The 21,423-nt window shown below is 63.8% G+C and carries 20 protein-coding genes; 5 read left to right on the top strand and 15 right to left on the bottom strand.

Annotation, left to right across the window (positions count from 1 at the left end):
• Positions 1 to 30: 30 nt before the first annotated feature.
• A complete protein-coding gene (locus ACXYMW_RS10480) occupies positions 31 to 1,971 on the bottom strand; it encodes a bifunctional 5-dehydro-2-deoxygluconokinase/5-dehydro-2-deoxyphosphogluconate aldolase (RefSeq protein ID WP_459035270.1) in 1,941 nt (646 codons plus the stop codon).
• Between the two features lie 17 nt (positions 1,972 to 1,988).
• Positions 1,989 to 2,813: a MurR/RpiR family transcriptional regulator gene (locus tag ACXYMW_RS10475; RefSeq protein WP_459035269.1), complete on the bottom strand. Its 825-nt coding sequence runs from the start codon at positions 2,811 to 2,813 to the stop codon at positions 1,989 to 1,991.
• 130 nt (positions 2,814 to 2,943) lie between these two features.
• On the opposite strand from ACXYMW_RS10475, the gene ACXYMW_RS10470 reads away from it, so the two are divergent.
• The 5 genes from ACXYMW_RS10470 to ACXYMW_RS10450 are packed head-to-tail and all read left to right on the top strand — an operon-like array spanning position 2,944 to position 8,249.
• On the top strand, positions 2,944 to 3,972 hold the full coding sequence (locus tag ACXYMW_RS10470; RefSeq protein ID WP_459035268.1) for an L-idonate 5-dehydrogenase: 1,029 nt from the start codon (positions 2,944 to 2,946) through the stop codon (positions 3,970 to 3,972).
• Positions 3,972 to 5,399 carry a mannitol dehydrogenase family protein gene (locus ACXYMW_RS10465; RefSeq protein ID WP_459035267.1) on the top strand — a complete coding sequence of 476 codons (1,428 nt, stop codon included), beginning with the start codon at positions 3,972 to 3,974 and terminating at the stop codon, positions 5,397 to 5,399. The genes ACXYMW_RS10470 and ACXYMW_RS10465 overlap by 1 nt, the downstream gene beginning before the upstream one ends.
• Complete coding sequence (locus ACXYMW_RS10460; RefSeq protein ID WP_459035266.1) at positions 5,392 to 5,889, top strand: TRAP transporter small permease; 498 nt, start codon at positions 5,392 to 5,394, stop codon at positions 5,887 to 5,889. The genes ACXYMW_RS10465 and ACXYMW_RS10460 overlap by 8 nt, the downstream gene beginning before the upstream one ends.
• Positions 5,886 to 7,184 carry a TRAP transporter large permease gene (locus ACXYMW_RS10455; RefSeq protein WP_459035265.1) on the top strand — a complete coding sequence of 433 codons (1,299 nt, stop codon included), beginning with the start codon at positions 5,886 to 5,888 and terminating at the stop codon, positions 7,182 to 7,184. The genes ACXYMW_RS10460 and ACXYMW_RS10455 overlap by 4 nt, the downstream gene beginning before the upstream one ends.
• Before the next feature lie 54 nt (positions 7,185 to 7,238).
• Complete coding sequence (locus ACXYMW_RS10450) at positions 7,239 to 8,249, top strand: TRAP transporter substrate-binding protein (RefSeq protein WP_459035264.1); 1,011 nt, start codon at positions 7,239 to 7,241, stop codon at positions 8,247 to 8,249.
• Positions 8,250 to 8,360: 111 nt separating this feature from the next.
• On the opposite strand, the gene ACXYMW_RS10445 is transcribed toward ACXYMW_RS10450, so the two are convergent.
• The 13 genes from ACXYMW_RS10445 to ACXYMW_RS10385 form a co-directional block, all read right to left on the bottom strand.
• Positions 8,361 to 9,509: an HPP family protein gene (locus tag ACXYMW_RS10445; RefSeq protein ID WP_459035263.1), complete on the bottom strand. Its 1,149-nt coding sequence runs from the start codon at positions 9,507 to 9,509 to the stop codon at positions 8,361 to 8,363.
• A 109-nt stretch (positions 9,510 to 9,618) separates the two neighbouring features.
• Positions 9,619 to 10,191 (bottom strand): LabA-like NYN domain-containing protein, encoded by a 573-nt coding sequence (locus ACXYMW_RS10440; RefSeq protein ID WP_459035262.1) that lies wholly within the window; start codon positions 10,189 to 10,191, stop codon positions 9,619 to 9,621.
• 169 nt (positions 10,192 to 10,360) lie between these two features.
• Positions 10,361 to 10,750 (bottom strand): hypothetical protein, encoded by a 390-nt coding sequence (locus tag ACXYMW_RS10435; RefSeq protein WP_459035261.1) that lies wholly within the window; start codon positions 10,748 to 10,750, stop codon positions 10,361 to 10,363.
• Between the two features lie 425 nt (positions 10,751 to 11,175).
• Positions 11,176 to 12,072 (bottom strand): TerC family protein, encoded by an 897-nt coding sequence (locus ACXYMW_RS10430; RefSeq protein WP_459035260.1) that lies wholly within the window; start codon positions 12,070 to 12,072, stop codon positions 11,176 to 11,178.
• A 6-nt stretch (positions 12,073 to 12,078) separates the two neighbouring features.
• Positions 12,079 to 13,479, bottom strand: a complete 1,401-nt coding sequence (locus tag ACXYMW_RS10425; protein ID WP_459035259.1) for a phospholipase D-like domain-containing protein — start codon at positions 13,477 to 13,479, stop codon at positions 12,079 to 12,081.
• Positions 13,480 to 13,876: 397 nt separating this feature from the next.
• Entirely contained in the window at positions 13,877 to 14,266 is a 390-nt protein-coding gene (locus ACXYMW_RS10420; protein ID WP_459035258.1) for a lytic transglycosylase domain-containing protein, read from the bottom strand.
• A 3-nt stretch (positions 14,267 to 14,269) separates the two neighbouring features.
• Entirely contained in the window at positions 14,270 to 14,938 is a 669-nt protein-coding gene (locus ACXYMW_RS10415) for a hypothetical protein (protein ID WP_459035257.1), read from the bottom strand.
• 5 nt (positions 14,939 to 14,943) lie between these two features.
• The gene (locus tag ACXYMW_RS10410; protein ID WP_459035256.1) at positions 14,944 to 15,546 is read right to left on the bottom strand and encodes a hypothetical protein; all 603 of its coding nucleotides are present in this window, start codon (positions 15,544 to 15,546) and stop codon (positions 14,944 to 14,946) included.
• 10 nt (positions 15,547 to 15,556) lie between these two features.
• Positions 15,557 to 16,567 carry a plasmid segregation protein ParM domain-containing protein gene (parM, locus tag ACXYMW_RS10405; RefSeq protein WP_459035255.1) on the bottom strand — a complete coding sequence of 337 codons (1,011 nt, stop codon included), beginning with the start codon at positions 16,565 to 16,567 and terminating at the stop codon, positions 15,557 to 15,559.
• A 56-nt stretch (positions 16,568 to 16,623) separates the two neighbouring features.
• Complete coding sequence (icmT, locus tag ACXYMW_RS10400) at positions 16,624 to 16,902, bottom strand: IcmT/TraK family protein (protein WP_459035254.1); 279 nt, start codon at positions 16,900 to 16,902, stop codon at positions 16,624 to 16,626.
• A gap of 3 nt (positions 16,903 to 16,905) precedes the next feature.
• A complete protein-coding gene (locus tag ACXYMW_RS10395; RefSeq protein WP_459035253.1) occupies positions 16,906 to 18,093 on the bottom strand; it encodes a type IV pilus twitching motility protein PilT in 1,188 nt (395 codons plus the stop codon).
• 59 nt (positions 18,094 to 18,152) lie between these two features.
• Positions 18,153 to 19,478, bottom strand: coding sequence for a murein biosynthesis integral membrane protein MurJ (murJ, locus tag ACXYMW_RS10390; protein WP_459035252.1), 1,326 nt, complete (start codon positions 19,476 to 19,478; stop codon positions 18,153 to 18,155).
• A gap of 12 nt (positions 19,479 to 19,490) precedes the next feature.
• Positions 19,491 to 21,344 (bottom strand): SLC13 family permease, encoded by a 1,854-nt coding sequence (locus ACXYMW_RS10385; protein ID WP_459035251.1) that lies wholly within the window; start codon positions 21,342 to 21,344, stop codon positions 19,491 to 19,493.
• Between the last annotated feature and the right edge of the window lie 79 nt (positions 21,345 to 21,423).

The following is a 21,423-nucleotide window of genomic DNA, read 5'->3' as shown; positions in this document are numbered from 1 at the left end:
TCCCACCGGAAGAGCCGGCTGAAAACGGGTTTACCCCGAAACTTTCACCCTCGCAGTGGGAACATCCCTGTGACGGACGTCCGTCCAAACGCGACAGAGTTCTTCGAAACGGCGGGACATTTCCTGTATCGCCCCTTCGTCATCGGTCTCCAGTGCCAGCCAGCGCCGCGCCACATCACCGAAGATGGTCCGCCCCACCGCGAACCCGCGGACAACCGGAGATGCCCCGGCACGCGCCAGGCTGGCGCGCAGGTCATCCATCGGTGCGTCGAGGCCCAGAAGAAGCACCCCGCGACACCATTGGTCATTGTCGGCAATGACCTTGGCGATTTCCGACCATCCCTCCGGACTTTGGTCGCCGAGCTTCCACCAGTCGGGGCGAATGCCAGCAGCGTAGATTTCCGCCATTGCGGCAGCGGTCTCAGTCTCACCACGGTTTGGATCGCGCGAAATGATCTCCAGGAGAAACTCGTGACCGGTCTCCCGCGCCGCCGAGCCAAGTCGCTGCATCTCGCCGATCTGCCGCGCCTTCACCTCTTCATCATCGGACGTGTTGTAGAAGATCAGGCATTTTGCGACGTGGTCGCGCGGCCAGGATCCGATCTCGACGCCCAGGGACGATTTGCCCTCGAACTGGATCGGGCACGAACCAGGCTTTTCGACGGGTCGCGCGATCCACATCGCGTGGCGCTCGGCCTCAAACAAGGCCTGCTGCCCATACCTGCCATCAAGAAGCGTGCCCACCTGCACGCCCTGCTGGTCACGCACGCGCAAAATCGCCTCGAGCCCCAGCTCCTTGAACCTTGAAAGCCTGCCGAGTTCCGCGCCCGCGTCCTCGGCCATCTGTTCGAGCTGTGCGCGATGGTCGAGCGCGAGGGCGCAAATATTGTCCCACTGTCGACGCCGTGTGGTCGCCCAATGGACATGCTCCAACAATGCGTCGTCCCGCAGCCGAGGTACGCGGATGCCACGCTCCAGGAAGAAATCGAGCTCCTCCCAGGTCGGGTATGAGGGCGCGCAGCCATGACGCGATACCGCCAGCGCACCGCACGCATTGGCGATCCGGCAGCATTCGCTCAGGGGAAGGTCGCGCAGGTACCCTCGCAGGAAGCCGGCCATGAAGCCGTCCCCGGCGCCCAGAACGTTGAAGACTTCGACGGGAAATCCTGGCGAGGAAATCCCCGTTTCGAGATCCTCCGGAATCGGGCCGTCGAAGACGATGCACCCCTTTGGGCCGGTCTTGAACACGATCAGGGCATCCGTCAGGGCCCGGATCGCGCGCAACGCGGCGCGGGTGTCGGTGGAGCCGCCGGCGATGTGGAGCTCTTCGTCAGTTCCGACGATCAGGTCGCAATCCGGCAGGATGGCTTGCACCCTGGCCGTCACCTCGGCATTGGCCACGAAGCGCACGTCGCCCTCGCCCGCACCGCCGATCCCCCAGAGATTGGGACGGTAGTCGATGTCGAACACCACGCGCCTGCCAGCTGCTTTCGCCGCTGCCATCGCCTTCCGGCTGGCCGCCTCGAGGTGGGGCTTCGAGAAATGCGTTCCGGTCACCACCACGGCCTTGGCCTGAGCGATAAAATCGGGATCCACATCCTGCTCGCTCAAGGCAGCATCCGCGCAATCGCTCCGCGCGAACAGAAGCGGAAACGTGCGGTCGTCTTCGAGCCCGAGGAACGCCATAGCCGTGAGCCGATCCGGGTCGGCCTTGAGAGCCGACGTGTCGACCCCCTCACCTTCCAGTGTTTCCCGGATGAAGTTTCCGTGCTGGTCGCTGCCAACGCGCGACAGGAGTGCCATCCTGAGCCCGAGACGCGCTCCGCCCACGGCGATGTTGGTCGGGCAGCCTCCAACGTATTTGGAGAACCGGGTTGCGTCTTCCATGCGGCATCCGACCTGATCGGAGTAGAGGTCGACACACGACCGCCCGATAGTAATCGCGTCGTACAGGGTGTTGTTATCCAGCATTGCGGACTCCGGTTGATTCAGTCGGACTTCCGGGCCGCGCAGAGCGTCCCCGTCCGGATGGCCAGTATCAGGGCGAGCGAGATTGTCGCGTTGAGCGACCTGAAGGATTCGACCGAGGCTTCGGAAACCTGGAAACAGACATTCGCGTCCACGAACGGAGCCCGCGGGACATCGACAATGGCGATGCTGCTTGCGCCCCGCGCACGGGCGATCTCGAAGGCCTTCGCGGTTTCCTCTGATCCCGGCTGAAACGAGATCGCGAAGACCGCGTCGTCCGGTCCCACAAGCGAAAGCTGCTGGTCGAGCGTTCCGCCGATCCCATCCAATAAATTGGCGGATACTTCGAGCCGGGCAAGATTGTATGCAAGATATGTCGCGGCCGTGAAGGTTCGCTTCTGAGCCAGCACATGCACGATGCGGGCCTCTGCCATGAGCGCCGCGGCCTCTTCGATCTGTGCCACATCGATGTTGCGGTGCAACTCCTGCAGGGAGGCAATTCCGGCGTCGATGAAACTGCCGACGAGCTCCTCGGTCCCGCCCCCGGTCTTGGTATGGTGGAGGGCGTCAATACGTTCCCTGTAGGATCTGGTTTCCGTCTGCATGCGGTTCCGGAACACCGACTGCATTTCGGAAAAACCAGAATATCCGAAATGCTGCGCAAATCGTACTATTGCCGACGGAGCGACGTCGAGTTCGGCAGCCAGCTTTCCCGACGTCTTCAGCGCCAATGCGGAAGGGTCCTTCAGGACAAAATCAGCGATGACTTTCAGTCTCTTGCTCAGGCTATCGTAGGACCTTGCGACATCGCCCAAGAGGTCGTCGTAGCTGTCTGAAGGTGGCATTCCGACATCTCCCCGGGAACTGTTCGCGCCGCATTTTGGACTGAAGTTTTCATCTTGACTTCGGTTTGGAACATATGTTCTAGCGAAGGGGACATCAAGCGGAATAATCAGCTGCTGGGAGGGGTTGAAGATGAAGGCTTGCGTCATCCACGCAGCGGGACAGGTCCGACTCGAAACGGTCGAAGAGCCGGCCCTGCAGGCCGGAGAGGTCCGCCTGGCATTCGGGCATGGCGGGGTGTGCGGGTCTGACATCCACTACGTCGCGCACGGGCGGGTGGGCGATTCCGTGGTCCTCGACCCGATGGTCCTGGGTCACGAATTCTCCGGTACCGTCATCGAAGCCCATCCCGACGTCCGCAACCTGTCCGTCGGTGACAGGGTGGCCGTGAACCCTGCCCGGGCTTGCGGCAAATGCGAATTCTGTCGGAACGGCCGCTCCAACCTCTGCACCGACATGTGCTTCATGGGGAGCGCCGCGCGGCGGCCGCACCAATCCGGCGGCTTCGCGGAACGCCCGGTGGTCGCCGCCGCGCAGTGCATTCCGGTCCCCGCCGACACCGATCTGCGCCACCTCGCCCTGGCCGAACCCTACGCGGTGGCGCTGCACGCGGTTGCGCTGGCGGGCGACATGACCGGCCAGCGCGTCCTGGTCACCGGTGCCGGCGTGATCGGCCAGCTTCTCGCCATCGCCGCGCGCCGAGCCGGCGCCGCCGAGATCGTGATGGCCGACGTGGTGCCGGAGGCGCTCGAACGGGCGCGGCAGCTGGGCGCCGACCGCGTTATCAATTCGGCCGACGCGACCGCCGCGGCCGATCTCACCGATACTCCAGCCTGCGACACTGCGCTCGAGGCATCGGGCGCGCCGGCGGCCTTCGATCTGTGCATCGCGGCGCTGCGTCCGGGCGGCACTCTGCTTCAGGTCGGCTTCCTGCCGCCGCAGGCGCCGCTGACCCTGGCCAAGCTGCTGACCCGGGAGCTGCGCGTCGTGGGCACCTACCGCTTCACCGACGAATTCGCTGAGGCGGTACGTCAGATCGTCGACGGCGCTGTCGATCTGCGGCCCCTGATTTCGGCCGATCTCGGGCTCGACGACCCGGCGGCCGTGTTCGCGGCGGCGCAGGACAAGGTTCGCAACCTCAAGGTGATGGTGCAGTTCTGATGCAGGCGCTGTCCTACGATCCCGCCGCGCTGCGCTCTGGTGCCGCCCATATCGGCACCGGAGCCTTCCACCGTGCGCACCAGCAGAGCTATTACGACGACCTTGCCCGCGCCGGTCACGGCTGGCAGGTGCGCGGCTTCAACCTCGCGCCGCCGGACATCGCCGCGCAGCACGCCGCGCAGGGCGGCGTCTACCACGCCATGACGGAGGACCAGACCGGCCGCAGCCTGCGCCGCATCGGCACCCTCACTGCAATCGAGGCGCGGCCCGACCCGCTGGACCCGGTCTGGGACGAGCTGTCCTTCGTCACCCTGACGATCACCGAGAAGGGCTACTGCCACCGCTCCGGCACCACCGAGCTCGACCCCGAAAGCGCCATCACCGCCGACCTTGCCGACCCCGAACACCCGCGCACCGCACCGGGCCTGCTCTGCCGCATGCTGGAGCGCCGCATGCGCCGCGGCGGCGGTTCTCTGACGCTGGCGAGCTGCGACAACGTCGCCGCGAACGGTACGCTCTTGCGCGGCGTCATGGAGGATTATGCCCGCGTCGCCTGGCCCGACCTCTTGGGCTGGATGCAGGACCATGTCGCGTTTCCCGTATCCATGGTTGACCGCATCGTGCCGGCGATGACCGAGAGCGCCTTTGCCCGGCTGCGCGAGGAACTGGGCGCCGACGACCCGTTGGGGGTCGTCGGTGAACCGTTCCGGCAATGGGTGCTGGAAGATCGCACCGCCGGAGCGCGGCCCGAACTGGAGCGGGTCGGCGTCCAGATCGTCCCCGACGTAGCGGTCTTCGAGCACATGAAGCACCGCCTGCTGAACGGCCTGCAATCGGCGCTGGCCGAACTTGGCCGGCTGCTTGGCCACCAGACCTCGCACGAGGCCTCCTGCGACCCCGCCCTGGCGGCATGGTCGCGCGCCTTTCTCGCGCAGCAGGCTGAAACGTTGACCTGCCCCCCGGGAGAGGATCTGCAACGCTATGCCGGCACCGCGCTGGCGCGTCTCACCAATCCGATGATCCAGCACCCGCTAAGCCAGATCGCCAGCGATGCCAGCTTCAAGCTGCCGCAGCGCATCCTCGCCCCGGCAGCCGAGCGCCGCGCGCGCGGCCTTGACGCCGGGCCTCATGCCGCTGTGGTCGCGGCCTGGATCCACCTTGCCGGGCGGCGGCCGGCCGACCGTTTCGGGCTGACGGTGCGCGATCCAGGTCTTGCGGCGCTCGCCGCGCTGCGCGACGCCGCAGGCCCACCCGACGCGGTGGCCGCGGCGGTGCTGCGCCTGCCGATGTTCCCCGCCGGGCTCGCCGCCGATCCGGGCTTCCGGGGGAAGGTCGCGGCGTGGCTAACAACTTTCCAGCAGGCTTCCGGGCCGGAGGTTCTCCGCCACCGGCTGGCTGACACCACAAGGAGCTCTGCCGATGCCTAGGCGGTACGCCGGGCGCACGCCCGAGGAATGGATCGGGGCCGCGCTGATGACCACCGTGGTGGCGCTGCTGGGCTTCCAAGTGATCGCCCGCTTCGGCTTCGACCGGTCGTTCAGCTGGCTCGAGGAGGTCAGCCGCTTCGCCTTCGTCTGGGCGGTCTATTTCGGATTCATCATGGCCGCCGAGGGCGACCGCCACATCCGCGTAGCGGTGCATCTCGACCTGCTGCCAAAGCGCGCCCGGCTCGTGATGCTGACCCTCGCTGACATCCTGTGGCTGGTCTTCAATGCGGTGGTGATCTGGCACGGCTACCACTTCACCGTCTCGATGTTCGAGTTCCCCTACATCTCGCAGACCACCGGCATCAACCTCGTTTGGATCCAGATGATTGTGCCGCTCGGCTTCCTGCTGCTGTCGCTGCGGGTGGCCCAGGTCATGGTCCGGCGCTGGCGTACCGGCGAGATGCCGGACGACAGCCGGATGGGTGAATGACCATGGATCCCACCCTCGCCCTCACCCTCTCCTTCGTGGTCTTCCTGCTGATCGGCGTGCCGGTTGGCATCTCCATCGGTCTCGCCGCGGTCATCTCGATGACCATGGTCAGCCTGCCGATGTCGTACCTCGTGCAGACCGCCTACAGCGCCGTCGACGAGTTCACCATCATCGCCGTGCCGATGTTCATCCTCGCCGGCACACTGATGGAGAAGGGCGGCCTGACTGAGCGGCTAATCGGCTTCTCGCGCGCCATCGTGGGCCCGGCACCCGGCGGACTTGCCACCGTGACCATCGTCGCCTGTACTTTTTTCGCCGCGATCTCGGGTTCCGGCCCGGCGACCACTGCGGCTATCGGGTCGATCATGATCCCTGCAATGATCAAGGATGGCTACGACCGCGGTTTCTCCGCTGCCATCACCTCCTCGGCCGGCGGCATCGGCGTGGTCATCCCACCGTCGATCCCGATGATCATCTACGGCATCACCTCGGAAACCTCGATCAGCGCGCTGTTCGTCGCCGGCGTGATCCCCGGCCTTCTGCTGGCGGCAGCGCTCTTCGTTACCAGCGCGCTGATCAGCCGCCGCCGTGGCTATAGCTCGGAAGCCGCGGGCCGCCGCTCGCTGCGCGCCATCGGCTCTGCCGCCTGGGAGGCCAAGTGGGCGCTGTTCGCCCCGGTGCTGATCCTCGGTGGAATCTATGGCGGCATCTTCACGGTGACCGAGGCCTCGGTGGTAGCGGTGCTCTACGCCCTCCTCGTCGGCGTCTTCATCTACCGCGAAATCGACCTGTCGAATTTCACAGACGGGGTAATCTACGCCACCCGGATCACCGGCACGGTGATGCTGGTGCTGGTCACCGGGCGGATCATCGGACGGCTGCTGTCAATTCTTCAGATCCCGCAGTTAGTTTCGGGCTTCCTGATCGACGCGGTGTCGAACCCGGCGGTTCTGATCCTGATGGTGCTGCTGCTGCTGATCTTCATCGGCATGTGGATGGAGACCCTGACCCAGATCATCATCCTGACGCCGCTGCTGCTGCCGGTGGTCACCAATGTCGGCATCGACCCGATCCAGTTCGGCATCATCTTCGTCATCGCCTGCGAGATCGGATACTCGACGCCGCCGCTCGGGGTGAACCTCTTCGTCGCCAGCGAGATCGGCCGCACCTCGGTAGAGCGGGTCAGCCGCGCCTCGGTGCCGTTCCTTGCGGCCGAGATCTCGGTGATGGTCCTTGTTGCCTTCGTACCCGGCCTGACGCTGTGGCTGCCCCGCCTGCTCGGCTTCATTCCTTGACGCCGCCCATACCCACGACCCCACGACCTGAGACTTCTAAAGGAGGAGACCCCCATGAAATCGCTTATGACCCTCGGCACGGCGCTTGCCTTTACCCTTTCCGCTGGCCTCGCTTCCGCGCAGGAATACACCATGCGCTTGAGCCACGGCGACAATGAGAATAACCCGACGCATAAGGGCGCTCTGAAATTCGAGGAACTCGTCGAAGAATACTCCGACGGCCGAATTGACGTTCAGATCTTCCCCTCGAACCAGCTTGGTTCCGAGCAGGAAGTTGCACAGGCACTTCGCACCGGCTCCATCGAAAGTGAGATTCTCTATACTGGAAACCTTGTGCCGCTGGCTCCGTCGGTAGGCGTGATGATGCTGCCCTACGCCTTCACGTCCAACGAAGAGGCGCATGCCGCGATGGACGCGCTCAAGGGTCCGCTCAACGAGCGCCTTCCCAAGGAAGCCGGGGTGCGCATCCTCGGCTATTTCGAAAAGGGCTTTCGGGTGCTCACCAACGGCGAGCGCGAGGTCCGCAACCTCGAGGATCTGCAGGGCCTGAAGATCCGCGTCTCGAAGAACAACATCGCCATCGAGACCTTCAAATCCTGGGGCCTCGATCCGATCCCGATGGCCTGGGCGGAAGTGTTTCCGGCACTTCAGCAAGGCGTGATCGACGGCCAGGAGAACCCTTACACCACGGCCATCTCCTCGAAGTTCTACGAGGTGCAGGATTACATCACGGAAATCCATTACCTCATCTGGTCCGGACCGATCATCGTCTCGGAGCGCTTCTACCAAGGGCTTCCGGAGGACCTGCAGGACGTGCTGAACCGCGCCGGGGAAGAGGCCGCCCAATACGAACGCGAGGTGTCGGCGGAAGAAACCGAAGCCGCCAAGAAGGAGCTCGTGGATCTCGGGATGACCCTTACCGGCGCGCCCGAGGACGAGGCCGCCTGGCAGGAAGCGGCGAAGGCCCTCTGGCCCAGCTTCTCCGATGATATCGGCGGCGCCGAATGGGTCGAGGAAGCCACCCAGATCATGAATTCGGCGATCTCCGAAACGGTCTCGAACTGATCCGGGTGCACCCATAAGTTAACCGGCCCGGCCCGCCCCGCCGGGCCGGGCCGGTTTCGGCACGTGATCCAGTTGCCGCCGTTCCGTCCCGGCCGCGCCGGAGACACCCCTTCACTTCGAAGACCGGATCGCCTGCCGGGACAGGGCACGGACGAGGTCGGTCCGGGTGACGATCCCGATGAGGTTCGGTCCATCAAGAACTGGCACCGCGTCGATCTCCGCCTCGGCCACGAGCGACAGCAGAACGCTCAGGGGCGTTGTTGCCTGAGCCCGCGGGGCAGCGACGCTCATGATGTCTTGCGCCTCGACTGGCTTCAGCCGACCGCGTTCGACAAGACGCCGGAAGGCCGAGGCAAAGCCCCGGTTCAGGCGCAGCGCATCTTCCCGCGCGCGGGTGATCAGGTGGATCTGGAATATGATGCCGAGATACCGGCCATCCTCCTGGACCACCGGCAAAGACGTGAACCGGTGGCGGGCAAATTGGTCGGCGATCTCGTTCAATGGGGTCGTTCGGCTGACGCTGACAAGATGGCTCGACATGATGTCGCCGGCGCACAGCGGGCCGGTATGGTGCGCCGCCGCCTGCAGTTCGGCCGCCCCGATCAACCGGGCCAGATCCTCGGCCCCTAGGTTGAATGACTGCTTGTACTGTTCGAGAATGTTGGTGAGTTCGCTCTCGGACAACCCGAGACGCCCGGAAGACCCGGCGTCGTTCGTACCATCACTGTCGGCTTCCTCGACACGGCGGAACGGGTAGTGCCGGCCGGTCAATTTGGCATATCCCATCGCGAGGATGACGAGCAGTACCGTTCCCAGCGCGACAGGCGACAGAACGAACCAGAACCCCAGCGCGTCGACATTCTCCGGCGCCAGCGCCGCGGTCATCGCCACCGCGCCGGCCGGAGGGTGCAGAGCCTTGGCAAGGATCGTCGCGGTGATCGTCGCGCCGACGGCCAAGGCCACGCGCGCGACCCCGTGCTCGATGAACATCGCGCAAAGGACGCCGATTAGTGCTGCGAGAACATTGCCGACGACAGCGGACCAGGGCTGTGCCAAGGGCGAGTTCGGCAGCGCGAAAAGCAGCACGGAACTCGCCCCGAACGGTGCGACGAGATAGAGCCCGAGATCGCGGTCGACGGCCGGCGACAGCACGAAGAGCCCGGCGATGCCAAGACCCACGAAGGCGCCGATCCCGGCCCGTCCGGCTTCGGCCACCGAGGACTGGGCGACAGCGGGCGTGACATGTCTCAGGATGCTCATTCCCACCACCTCGTTCTGGCGGGCGGAGCCTTTCAGGCAACTAAAGCGAAGGCAAGTGCCCTAAATGGCGCGGAAAAGCGGACTCAGCGTCGGTATCAAATCTGGCGTTTCACGCTGCCCTCTCGCTATCCTGCCGCGCGTCGTTGCCATGAGCCCTTGGTTCGCGCGCGAGTAGCGGAGCTAGGTCGCTCAGGTCGATGAAGCTGTCTGCTGCACGGCGCAGTTCGTCCGAGATCGTCTGCGATACACCTTTCAGAGTGGCCACGACAGTGACGCGGACGCCGCGGCGCTTGAGAAGCTCGACTACGGGCTTCATGTCGCCATCACCCGTGAATAGGACGACATGATCGACCCGTTCTGCGAGCTCGAATGCATCGGTTGCCATTTCGACGTTCATGTTCGTCTTAAGCTTGACCGAGCCATCGTCGCTGTGACGCCGCTTTATCGGCTTCGTGCGCGTAACGAAACCGTTGTAATCGAGCCAGTCGACGGTTTTCCGTGTGGCATCGAATTCAGCCTCCACGTCGACAGCGGTGTAGAAGTAAGCGTGGATCAGCTTGCCGCGCTTGGCGAATTCACTCTTTAGGCGCGCGTAGTCGACGGCAATGCCAAGAGACTTCGTTGCTGTGTAGAGGGACTTCCCGTCGATCAGGAGCGCCAGGCGGTCGGAGTTGTAGAACATAAAATCACGCTTTCGATGTATAAAGAAGCCAGGGTTCAACCATTGGACCTGTTACTTAGGTCCCTTCGGCACCCGGTGAAAGTGGACGGCGCGCATACCTTCGTTGCGAGCGAGACTAAAGGCTGACGTGGCGTGATCCGGCCGAGCATTTGAATGGTTTTCGGCGAGATCACGCGGGGCAGGCGGTCCCTGCCCCGCGAAAGCGCATTTCGGGTTCTGAGAACCGCTTCACCAGGTTCAGCCCGATGAAGGCCTCCTGGCGGGGCCCGGTGGTCAGGCCTCCCTCGGCGACAAAGCTGGCCGCCTCACCGGGATCGCTGAACGCGTAAGAGCTTCCCAGCTCGTAGGACCGTGCAGCGCCGTCGAGTTCGATCTCGTCGGTTGCCCAGATCACGCTGTCGCTCCGTTCGCCGCCGGCAGCCGCGGCGCGGGCCACGGGCATGTCCACCGAGATGCGACCGCCGTCGACCTGCAGGGGCATTCCGATGGAGGCGGTGAGCGTGTCGTCCAGGCCGAAGGCATTTGCCCGGGACACGGAGACCTTGGAGGCCGAGGACACGATGTCCCTGCCCCCGGAGATCAGGCCATCCTGCGAGAAATTGGTGCGGCTGGCTTCACGTTCGGGCGGCGGTCTAGCTCGAAGCCCCGGGCGGCGAGGCCTTCCTCAAGGGCGGCGGCTTCTACAGCAGCTACGTAGAGGTCGCCCCTATCGTTGTCGGCGGATACTCCGCCAGGGTTGCCCCCGCCTTAGCCGGAGAGTTCCGGCTCGGTGCCTTCGCTGGTCTTGGGTGTTACGAAGCCCTGGGCGAGCAGCTGAACGTCAAGTACCTTATCCCGCAGATCGGTGGCTTCATCCCCATCGCCGGGCTCTCGGCAAGCGACCGGACCGGAGGGCACGAGCTGCGCCTCACGACCGTTCCCGCCGGCGAGGACGTTCAGGCTTTTTTCAACCTCTCCTACGCGTTCAGTTTCTGACGGGCGCAATCAGTTCGCTGCACTAGGCATCCGCGACGAGGTCGCCCCCGTCGCCCTTGATGGATACTCTGCCGGGGTGGCTCCCGTTTTGAGGGCGAGAGCCGAACGTAAACTCTGTCGGCGTCTCCTGGCTGCGCGGCGCGCCATTAGATTCAAGCCTTCGACCAGAGCCGAGAACGCCATGGCAGCATAGATGTAGCCCTTCGGTACATGGGCTCCGAACCCTTCGGCGATGAGCGTAGTCCCGATGAGAAGTAGGAAACCCAGCGCTAGCATGACGACCGTCGGGTTCGCTTGGATAAAGTTTGCCAGAGGGTTCGCAGCGATCAACATCGCGGCCACAGTCACGAGCACAGCGACGACCATGATGGGAATGTCGTCGGTCATACCCACCGCAGTGATGATGCTGTCGATGGAGAACACTAGGTCGAGCAGCAAGATCTGCCCGATGACTGCTCCGACGCTGGCAATGGCGGCTTTGCCTTCAAACATGTCCGGCGCATGGTCGGGGTCGACGTGATGGTGAATCTCTTTCGTCGCCTTCCAGACGAGGAACAGGCCGCCTGCGATGAGGATCAAGTCGCGCCAGGAAAATCCGTGCCCGAAAGCCGTGAAGACCGGCTGAGTCAGCTGGACGATGACGGCTACCAGGCCGAGGAGGCCGAGCCGAAGAAGCATGGCCCCCGCGATCCCGATCCTGCGGGCCCGCTCACGTTGGTTTTCAGGAAGCTTGTTCGTGAGGATCGAGATGAAGATCAAGTTGTCGATGCCAAGAACAACTTCCATCGTGATGAGCGTCAGAAGTGCTGCCCATGCCGTCGGGTCGGTAGCCAGAGCTGCCAGGTAGTCCATGCTGATCACCTCGTTCTTCCATGACAGATGACACGGCAGGGCTTCGAGTTCCAAGCCCGTTCACCTGTTCTGCAGCGCTCCGGTGATACGGTGCACCAGGCCCCTGAAGTTCGGCCCCTTCCGCGGCCGCTCGGGATCGAGAAGCTCGTTGTCCGCGAGGACCTCCTCCTCAACTTGGTTTAGGTCGGGTGGACTGAAGCGCTTCAGGCTTCTCCCCGGCCGTGTGAGGCTTTCGATGGTCTGGATGAGCGATCCCCCCGTGCGTAGGAAGGCCTGCTCCACCTCCTCGCGCTTCGCGTTCAGATGCTCGGCGAGAAGATCGTCGCGAACACGCGCGATCCGCGCCTTGAGATCGCTGTCGTCCTCACCCGCTTCAATCGCCAGGTCGCATTCTGTGTCGTAGCCAAGAGAGCGGTTGTTCAAGTTCGATGACCCGACCCGAAGGAGCTTGTCGTCGAGCACAAGGACCTTCGCGTGAACGTAGATGTCCGTCCCGCCCTCCGAGACGGGCGTGTAGAGGCGAAAGCGGTCGTATGTGTCAGCACGGTGGACCATCCGCAGGAGCTTCGCGCGCGCCGATCCCATCACCTCCTCCTCGAGCCAACCGTCCGCGCTCATCGGGTTCACGATCACGATTTCCGGGCCCTCGGGCTCTTGGAGGCGCTCGGCAATCGCCGCCCCGAGTTTTGGTGACGCAAAGTACTGGCTTTCGATGTAGAGCGTGCGCCGAGCAGCCGCGATGATCTCCAGGTAAAGCGCCTCGATCTCGTACGCGGCATCCCAGTCGTTGTACTTCGGCAAGGTCCGGGCAATCGCCACGGGGACGCCCTCGAACAGAGGCTCGAGGTTGTCCGGCCATGCAGGAGTGACGGACGGCGGCGGAGCCAGTTCCTGCCCTGTCGCGCGGTACCAGCGATCCCTGGCAAGGTTGGCCAATGCCTTTGCAGCCGGGCCGCTGACCGCGGTGGTGGCATCGTGCCATGGGCCATAGGACGTCTTTGACCAGGGCCGGATGCGGTGGGGGTCATGATCTTTGTGCTCCCGGGTGTCCCAGCGGTCCGCGGTGATGTCGATGCCGCCGCAGAAGGCCACCGCATCGTCGATGACCACGATCTTCTGATGATGCGCCGAGCCCGCCGGATGCGCGTGGTCGAGACGGAAATGCACGCGCGAACTCATCACCCACTTCATCATGAACCAGGACGTGTCCCCTCGCGCGAGGCTCTGTAAGGCACCCAGGTTCCATTTCAGAATGTGCACGTGTATGTCCGGGCGCGACTGCACGACATGCTTCATGAGTTCGCCCAGCTCGTTGGGAACGTCCCGATCCTCGTCTTCACGCGGGTCGAGCAGGATTCTTGTGTCGAAATCCCATGCAATCAGGATCACGCTGTGCCTGGCGCCGAGGACCGCCTGCCGGACAACCTTGAAGTACTCAGCCGCGTCGATGATGACCGCCATCTTGTCGGCAGTTTCTATGCGCCAGCAAGTCTCGCCGGGCCGAAGTAACTTGGTCGTCAAAGCGGGCCTCGTTCCTAGTTTGCGACAGGGTGCCACAAGCCACGGCCGGACGCGAGCGCCGCATCATTGACCGCGTTGAACGTGCCCTTTGCCTCCTGAACTGTCCGCATTCGTTTGCCTGCTCAGCTAGGCATCTAGTTAGCCGTTACCGCTTTGGGGCCGTAACGGCGAGGTCGCCAGCCTAGCCGGGTCGGCCGCTGCACAGGCGCGAAGCTTTCTGACTGCGTGACGGCCCTAGTCGCCATCTCCATGATCGAGAGAAGGTGCGCGCAGACTATCCATTAACCTCATTGTAAACACTCAAGAATAGGGGTGTCGGCATTAAGAACAGGTAATCTTATGCCGGATGGGCGCGGACTGTCTGCACCGGATGTTGAGTTCTACCGCGATGTGTCGCTGGATTTGTTCTTCCAGGGGTATCACCATCCGAGAGGTCGATGTTCTGGCGAAGAATCCAGGCCCCCTCCGGGACGTTGAAGCAGCCGTTGTTCAGGAGTTTCCGCTTGGCGGGGGTCTCGTCGCCGCGGAAGAACTGGTCTGCCACTTCTCCCAGCCAGACGCCGTCATTGATCTGCATCGGACCGAGATCCCGCGTCCCGTTCGTGTTCGTGGTGTACTGTCCGACACGGCCGCCCTCGGTGCGCATGATCGCCGCGATGATCACCGGGTTGATGTCATACGCCAGGGCAGCCTGGCTGATGCACGCAGCGGTGACCAGGGACAGCATGGATCAGGCGCCCCCGCTCACGGGGCGCAGATCGAGGACCGTCTTCTTCCACTGGCGCGCGCGCAGGGCGGCGATCATCTCGTCGTGGATCGCGATGACCGGGAGGCTCTCGCAGATCAGCTCGGTCAAGACGTGGACATACGGCTTCTGGCGCGGTGGCAGGAGGTCGTACTTCCTCGCGATGGCGATGAGTTCGTCACGCCAGAGGGCCCCGCAGAGCGCGTGCGGCGCCAACTGCAGGAGCAGGCGCGCACGGTCGGGCACATACCGGGAGTCGTCCCGTACGCGCGGACAGCGCCGGCCCCGGGCGGTGCGGATCTCGGCGCCAAGCTTCGTGGCCCGGTTGTCGGGACGGACGGCCCCGTCCCAAAGCTCGAGGCGACCCCATCCCGCGGGGCGCTTGGCGAAGCACTTCTCCTTGATGGATGGAGCGCAGAGCAGCCACATCTCCCGCGCCGCCATGGGGTACGTCAGGGCCTGCCGTTCCAGGCGCGCCGGGCTATCGCCATCGCCCTTGATCTCAACCCCGACGATGTGGCTCGGAGTGATTGCCGCCACATCGAGCGAGGCCCCGCCCCAGTCCGCGACGCTGAGCTCCGTCACGATGACAGAGTCTGGATGGCTTTTCGCGAGCCAGTCGACGGCAAGCTTTCTGAGTTCGTTCGCTTTCATGGGCCTCACATGATGTCGCCGATGAAGTCGAACTTCCGCGGCGGGGTGTCTGGTTTTGGCTCGGGTTCCGGTGGCAGGGTCGACGAAGCGTCCTGGTCGCCCTCTTCCGCGTCGGTGGCGTTTTCAGGGTTTTCCGAAGGATGCGTGGACATCACCTCCGGCGCCTCATTTTCAGAGGCCTCGGCTTCCCACAGCTGTGAGCCCCGATCCGGGTCGAGGTTTCCGCTCTCCCGTTCCTCCTCGATTGCCTCCGGCTCGTCGTCGTCGGACTGCCAGTCATCCCCATTTTCAGAGTCTTCGATCTCGCCGGTGGCCGGGGCATCGGGTTCCGGCGAAGGCGAAGCGGCAGGCTTGCGCCGTGGCTTGGAAGTATCCTTCAACTCCTCCACCGTCGGCGGCCGCAACGCGATCTCGTCCGACATCTCCTGCAGGATGCGGGCGCCGATCTCGCCCCGGGCCATCAGTTCGTCGAGACCGACCTGAAGGAGCCTCCGGAACGCCTCCTGGGGCCGGCCATGGCGCTGGCAGGCGTGCCAGAACGCGAGGAGGCGGTCATCCTCCTCGAGACCCGGTTTCAGGTATATCTGGACACCCCTGGCACGCGGCATGCGTCACCGCTCAGCCCTTCGCCCGGATGAACTTGTAGAGGCCCATCGCGTTGGCGAATTCAGGATCCTCGGGCATGTGCCCGTTCGGGAAGTGCCCGGCAATCGTGCTGAAGAGGGCCGATCCCCCGCCGACGAAGACGACGGCGCTCAGGCTTGCGGCGGACCCCAGCCGGCGTTCCACTTCACGGGCGATCTTGCGCTCGTGCTCGCCGACGACGTTCTCGACCAGGCGAGAGACGTCGTGTTGCTTGTTCCAGAGACGGATTTCGCCTGTGCGCACGGCCGCGTCCAGCTGCTCGAGCGGGAACTTCTCCTTGATCTTGAACTCCCGGCGGATCGCCTTCCGGACCTCCGTGTAGACGTCCAGCACGCCGATGTTCTCGGTCCCCGACCGGGAGTGATCGATGGCCCGGCCGCCCACGACGACGGCGACGTCAGTGGTCCGCCCGCCGATGTCGACGATGGCGATGGCCCCTTCGGTGTCGTTCCGCTGGTCGAGGTTGTCGTCGAGCACGTAGTCGAACCACGCTGCCACGGCCTGGCACCCGACGCGGACGTTCTCCACCATCGGCATGGGGCGACCGTCCGGGCCCGACACCCCGAGCTTCAGGTTCGTGGTCTTCGCCTCGATGTGCTCGAGGTCCCGCTCGTCGTCGAGGAAGTAATCCGCCACCGGCAGGCCGGTCACCAAATTGACCTTCCGGCCGCCGTAGCCGCTCTTCATCATCGCGTGGTGCACCAGCACCCGGTTCAACTGCGAGGTATGGAAGCCGTCGAACTGGGTGTTCTCGGACTCGATCTCGTTCGAGACGGTGAAGAAGTCGCCCTCCTCCGTCTCGTACTGGTCGATACCCCCGCCGTTGAACGAGCTGAGGCCCGAGCGCCCCTGCCGGACTGAGGACCGGATCAGCTTCTTCACGATCTCGCCGGTTTCAGGATGTTCGCCCACGAGCTTGGTCTGGGCATAGCCGTCATCGACGGCCACGTTCAGGATGTGTGCTTTCTTGGAGCTGTCGGTCATCGTTCCACCTGCCTTTGGGCGGCAAGTAGAGGCGAACTCTTAAGGCCGTGTTGCACTCAGAAGAGCGGCCGGCGGTCATAGTCCCGCGGCTGGGGCATCCGCTCGTCCGGAACGGGATTCCGCACCGGGCCCGCGAAATAGAGGCGGATGGCCCTCAGCGCAGAGGCAAAGTCGTAGCCGTACCTCTCGACCCAGTAGAACGCCGCGAACACGGCGATCAGCAGGAGGAGCGTCCACAGCCGAATATGCAGGAGGAAGCCTACGAGGAAGACCGCGAGGCGGGCGTCGAAGAAGAAAAAGCGGGGTGCCTTGAACGTGTTTCTCCAGTGAGCCATGGGTCAGTCCTCCGAGCTGCGTGCGGCGATGTGGCGGAAGGTCTCCTCCGTGATGGCGCCCTCGTCGAGGAGGCGCTGGGCGGAGTCCTTCATGCTGCGGCCCGTGCACTTGCCTTCGCGCAGGATTGCCCGGCTCTCCTGGGGCCAGTCGTCGACGTCCGTGTCCAGCAGTCGCGCCCGCACGTAATCGTCGAAGATCATGAATTCCCGGCAGCCGACCATGCCGCCCCCGACGCGCGGGAGCAGGAGCTGGGTCACGATCATGCGTAGGGTTTCCAGGATGTCGATGGCCATGGCGCGGCGCTCGTCGCCCGGGAACGGCATCACCGCGCGGCGCAGCGTCTCGGCGACCCCGATGGTGTGCATCGTCGAGTAGAGGACATGGCCCGTCAGCGCGGCCTCGACCGACGCCTGGATGGTCGCCTTGTCGCGGCTTTCACCGATCAGGATCATTTTGGGCTTCCGGCGAAGGGCGTTCCGGACGCAATGCGCGAACATGCCCTCCTCGCTGGCGCCCTTCCCGCCCTTGGGGCGCAGATGCGTTCCCACCTCGGTCTGGAAGACCAGGGAGCTCGGCATCTCGACCTTGTCGTAGACGTATTCCACGGGCTTCGAGTACTCGAGGAGCTTCTCGTTGGCGTCATCCTGCTCGAGGATCATGCGGATACCCGATGACAGGAGCGTGGACTTGCCCGAACCGGTGGGCCCGGTGATCAGGACCATGCCCTGCGCCGGACGGAAGTTGTCGATGATGTCCTGCTCGATGCCCAGTTCCCGAATGTCGATGGGGATCTCGGGCAGCGTCCGGATCGTCACCTGAATGCCGTCGGTGCCGATGGTGCGCCCACCGGTGATGTTGACCCGGAAACGGCGCCGCCCTTTGCCGGGGACCTTAATCTCGTGGGACGGGTCCAAGTCGAAGCCCGACTTGATTTCCGCAGGCCCGTTCTCGCCGTAGATGTAGCGGACGATGCCCTCCACTTCGGGGTGGCTCAGGGGGCGCTCCGTGACCTTGGCGTTCTTGCCGCCGATCTCCGCGATGACCGGCAGGTTCGACTGAAACGTGATGTCCGACGCTTTCTTGGAGACGCACCACAAAAGCAGGTCGTCGAACTCGTCCTCACCCAGGCGCCCGTCGTAGTCGAACGTGCCGCCCTCGAAGCCGCGGGAGAAGGTGGATTCTTCGGTCATCGTCAGCCTTTTGCTTTTTCGACGATGTGACCTTCAGGGATTAAGCGTCCGGAAACGCATCAAGTTGCCGAAGTATCCTTGCGCGCAGCCTTGATGTTCGCCCACCCCAAGGTGCCGGCATATACGATCATCCCGGCAGATGTTCCGAACGCCAAGGCTGGTGCGCCAAAAGGGTCCACGAGGGCGAACTTGCAAGCAAGGTTGACGATCAAGGAAGCAACGAGGGCCTTGAGCGGAGTGAGGGTGTCTCCCCTGGCCTGGAACACCACCGCGAGGGGCCTGGACATAAGCGCGGGAACGAGCCCGACGGCATAAGCTGTCAGTAGATGGGCCGTCATCACGGTGTCCTGAGGGGTGAACGTTCCGTGTTCGAACAGTAGCCGCACGAGTCCGTTGCCGTACATGCCCAGAATGACTGCCAGAGGAAGCCCGACTGCGAAACATACGCCTAGAGCTTGAAGGAGAGGCCAACCCCAGCCACCTTCCCCACCCGGGCGTAAACGCCGTGAAATCTCCGGTAGCAGGACGGTCCCGAGCGCCACGGAAACAAGGCCCACTGGCAATTGGTACAAACGATCTGCGAAGTAGAGGTGAGCCAGCGCATTGGTCGCAAGCATCGAGACCAGAATGGTGTCGATCAGCACGGATACTTGCAGGGCCCCGGCCGACAGAATGGCGGGGCCGAGACGGCGGAAAAACTTCACCGTTGGCTTGGTAAGGCCAAGCCGAGGTCGGGCGAACCGAAGCCCGGCCCGCTTGCTTGCCCACATCATGAACGCCACCTGGCCGGCACCTCCCAAGGTTACCGCCCACGCGGAAGGAAACCCGGTCGGCCCGGTCGAGTTCTCCATCCCAAGTCCGGCGATGATCGAAATGTTCATCAGTACCGGCGTGATCGCGAATGCAGTGAAGCGGCCCTGTGCCCCCAGCCGGGCGGCGAGGTAGGCCATCAGCGATACGCAGAAAAGGAAGGGAAACGTCACTCGCAGAAGATCGCGGGCGACGGGGTAGATCGGACCGCCGGCTTCGTAGCCCGGAGCCAGGGTTGAGAGTACGGCTTCGGGGAAAAGAAGAACGATGGCGAGAAGGAAGGCGTTAGCAAATATGAGCCACCCCAGGATCTCGGACCGAAATCTGTCTCCCGCAGGGTCGCCCTCGGTGAACCCCGCTTCCAGAGGTTGGAAAGCTACAGTGAAGGCCCCCTCGGCCAGGAGGCTGCGCATCTGGCTCGTCAAGCGAAGGGCCAAGACGAATGCCACGGCCACGGGCGTCGCCCCCAGTACCGCGGCAAGTAGAACGTCACGGGTAAAGCCGGTGGCTCGGCTGACAAGGGTAAGTCCGGCCACTCGGGCGAAGGAGGCGTGCCAGCCAGAAAGTCTAGGCATTCTCTAACTAGCTCAATGCTGCAGGGGCCAGAACACCGGGGCGAGCAGAATTGTCACGATGCCGGCGAGAATGTTCATCGGAAGGCCAAGGCGCAGGAAATCCATGAAGCGGTACCCACCGGCATTGTAAACCATCGTATTGGTTTGGTAGCCGATGGGTGTCGCGAAGCTGGCGCTGGCTGCAAACATGACGGCTACCACGAACGCCCGGGGATCAAGACCGAGCGTGGCGGCGACGCCGGCCGCAAGGGGCGTCATGATCACGGCGACCGCATTGTTTGTGACGACCTCCGTCAGGATCGAGGTGATGACGTAGATGAGGGCCAGGGCCACCAGGGGATGCGCACCGACGAGGGGAGCCGCGGCAAAGTCGACAATCATTGCCATGGCGCCGGTTTTTTCCAGTGACGTCCCGATCACGATCATGCCCACGATGAGCAGCAGCAAGCGACCGTCGATTGCGCCGAGCCCCTCGTCAGGTTCGACGCATCGAGTAGCGAGTACGATTGCTGCCCCGATGATCGCGAGGGGAAGGATCGGAGCAACATTGAAGGCTGCACCGACTACCACCGCGGCGAGTACCAGGATGGCAATTGGGGCGCGGCGCCTGAGGAAGGCGCGCGCGGACGTCGGCGCAAGAAGAGTAAGGCTTTCTTCCCGAGCGAGGCGAGAGATGCTCTCGGCCGGCCCGTCCAAGAGAACGGTGTCTCCAGGTTGAAGGTGGAGCGCCTCGTCATGCAGATCGACGGCCTGGCCGCGACGGTGGACAGCTATGGGATACACACCGTAGCTTCGTCTCCAACCCAGCTTCGTGATCGGCCCTTTGTCCGCATGGACAAGCGCCTCGACCACCTGGTGCTTTTGAGCCCCCGCGACCTCCGCGCCCGAGATCGCGAGCGTCTCCCCCGTCTGCTGTCGAAAGCCCATGACCTCGGCGTCCGATGTCCGCAGCACAATCCTGTCGCCCGCTTCGAGCGCAGTGCTTTCAAGCGCGTGCCGTAGCGAGACATCGGCGCGAATGAGGTCGATCACACGTGTAGCGCGGCGCCGGAATTCGGGAATCTGTGTTGGCGTTCGACCCACCAGGGAGGAGGACTGAGGAACGAAAAGTTCGACCGTCCAGGACTTCCTGTTGCCCAGCGCGGACGCCGCGGAGAGCGCCTGCCGATGAGGCAGCCATCGGGGAGCCGCATAGCCAAGGAACAGACCCCCGATTATGGCCAGCGCGAGCCCGAGGGGAGCGATTTCAAATAATGCGAAGGGTTCCAGTCCGATGTCCCGGGCCACCCCGTCCACGAGCAGGTTCGTCGACGTGCCGATCAGGGTTGTCGTCCCGCCCAGAATTACGATGTAGCTCAGGGGTATGAGGAAGCGGGACGCACTCGCGCCGAGGTCTCGAGCGATGCCAAAGACCACCGGTATCAGCACCATTACAACCGGCGTGTTGTTCATGAAGGCTGAGGCGATGCCCGCTACCAGGAAGAAGCCGAGAATTGTCGTTGCCGGTCGAGTTGTCATCCCCCGGCTCACCCGGTCGGCAACGGAATCCACTACCCCAGTCCGCACGAGGGCCGCGCTGATAATGAACATGGCGCCGATGGTCGCCGGCGCGGGGTTGCTCAGGGCTTTGAGAACGTCATCCACCCCGACCATTCCAAACAGAAGTGCCACGGCCACTCCGCAAAGAGCGACGACTTCCGCTGCCAGTCGCTCTGTGAGGAACAGCACGAATACGAGGAGCACAAGCGCCATCGCTCCAAAAGGCGCGAACGTACCGAGATCGAACAGCATCACCAACGACCGCCAGTTACCGCCTGCCACGATGGCAAACGAGCTTTCGTAATGCCCGGTATCGGCTTCCTGCAACTGGATTCCACGCTGTGACGACCCAGTCACGAAAACGGGAAGGGCGCCCGTGATCCGGGCGCCCTTAATGATCTCGGGA

It is taken from the genome of Roseivivax sp. CAU 1761, from assembly GCF_054482755.1.
The sequence above is the reverse complement of the archived record's forward strand: the minus strand, read 5'-3'. Positions and strand labels throughout refer to the sequence as shown.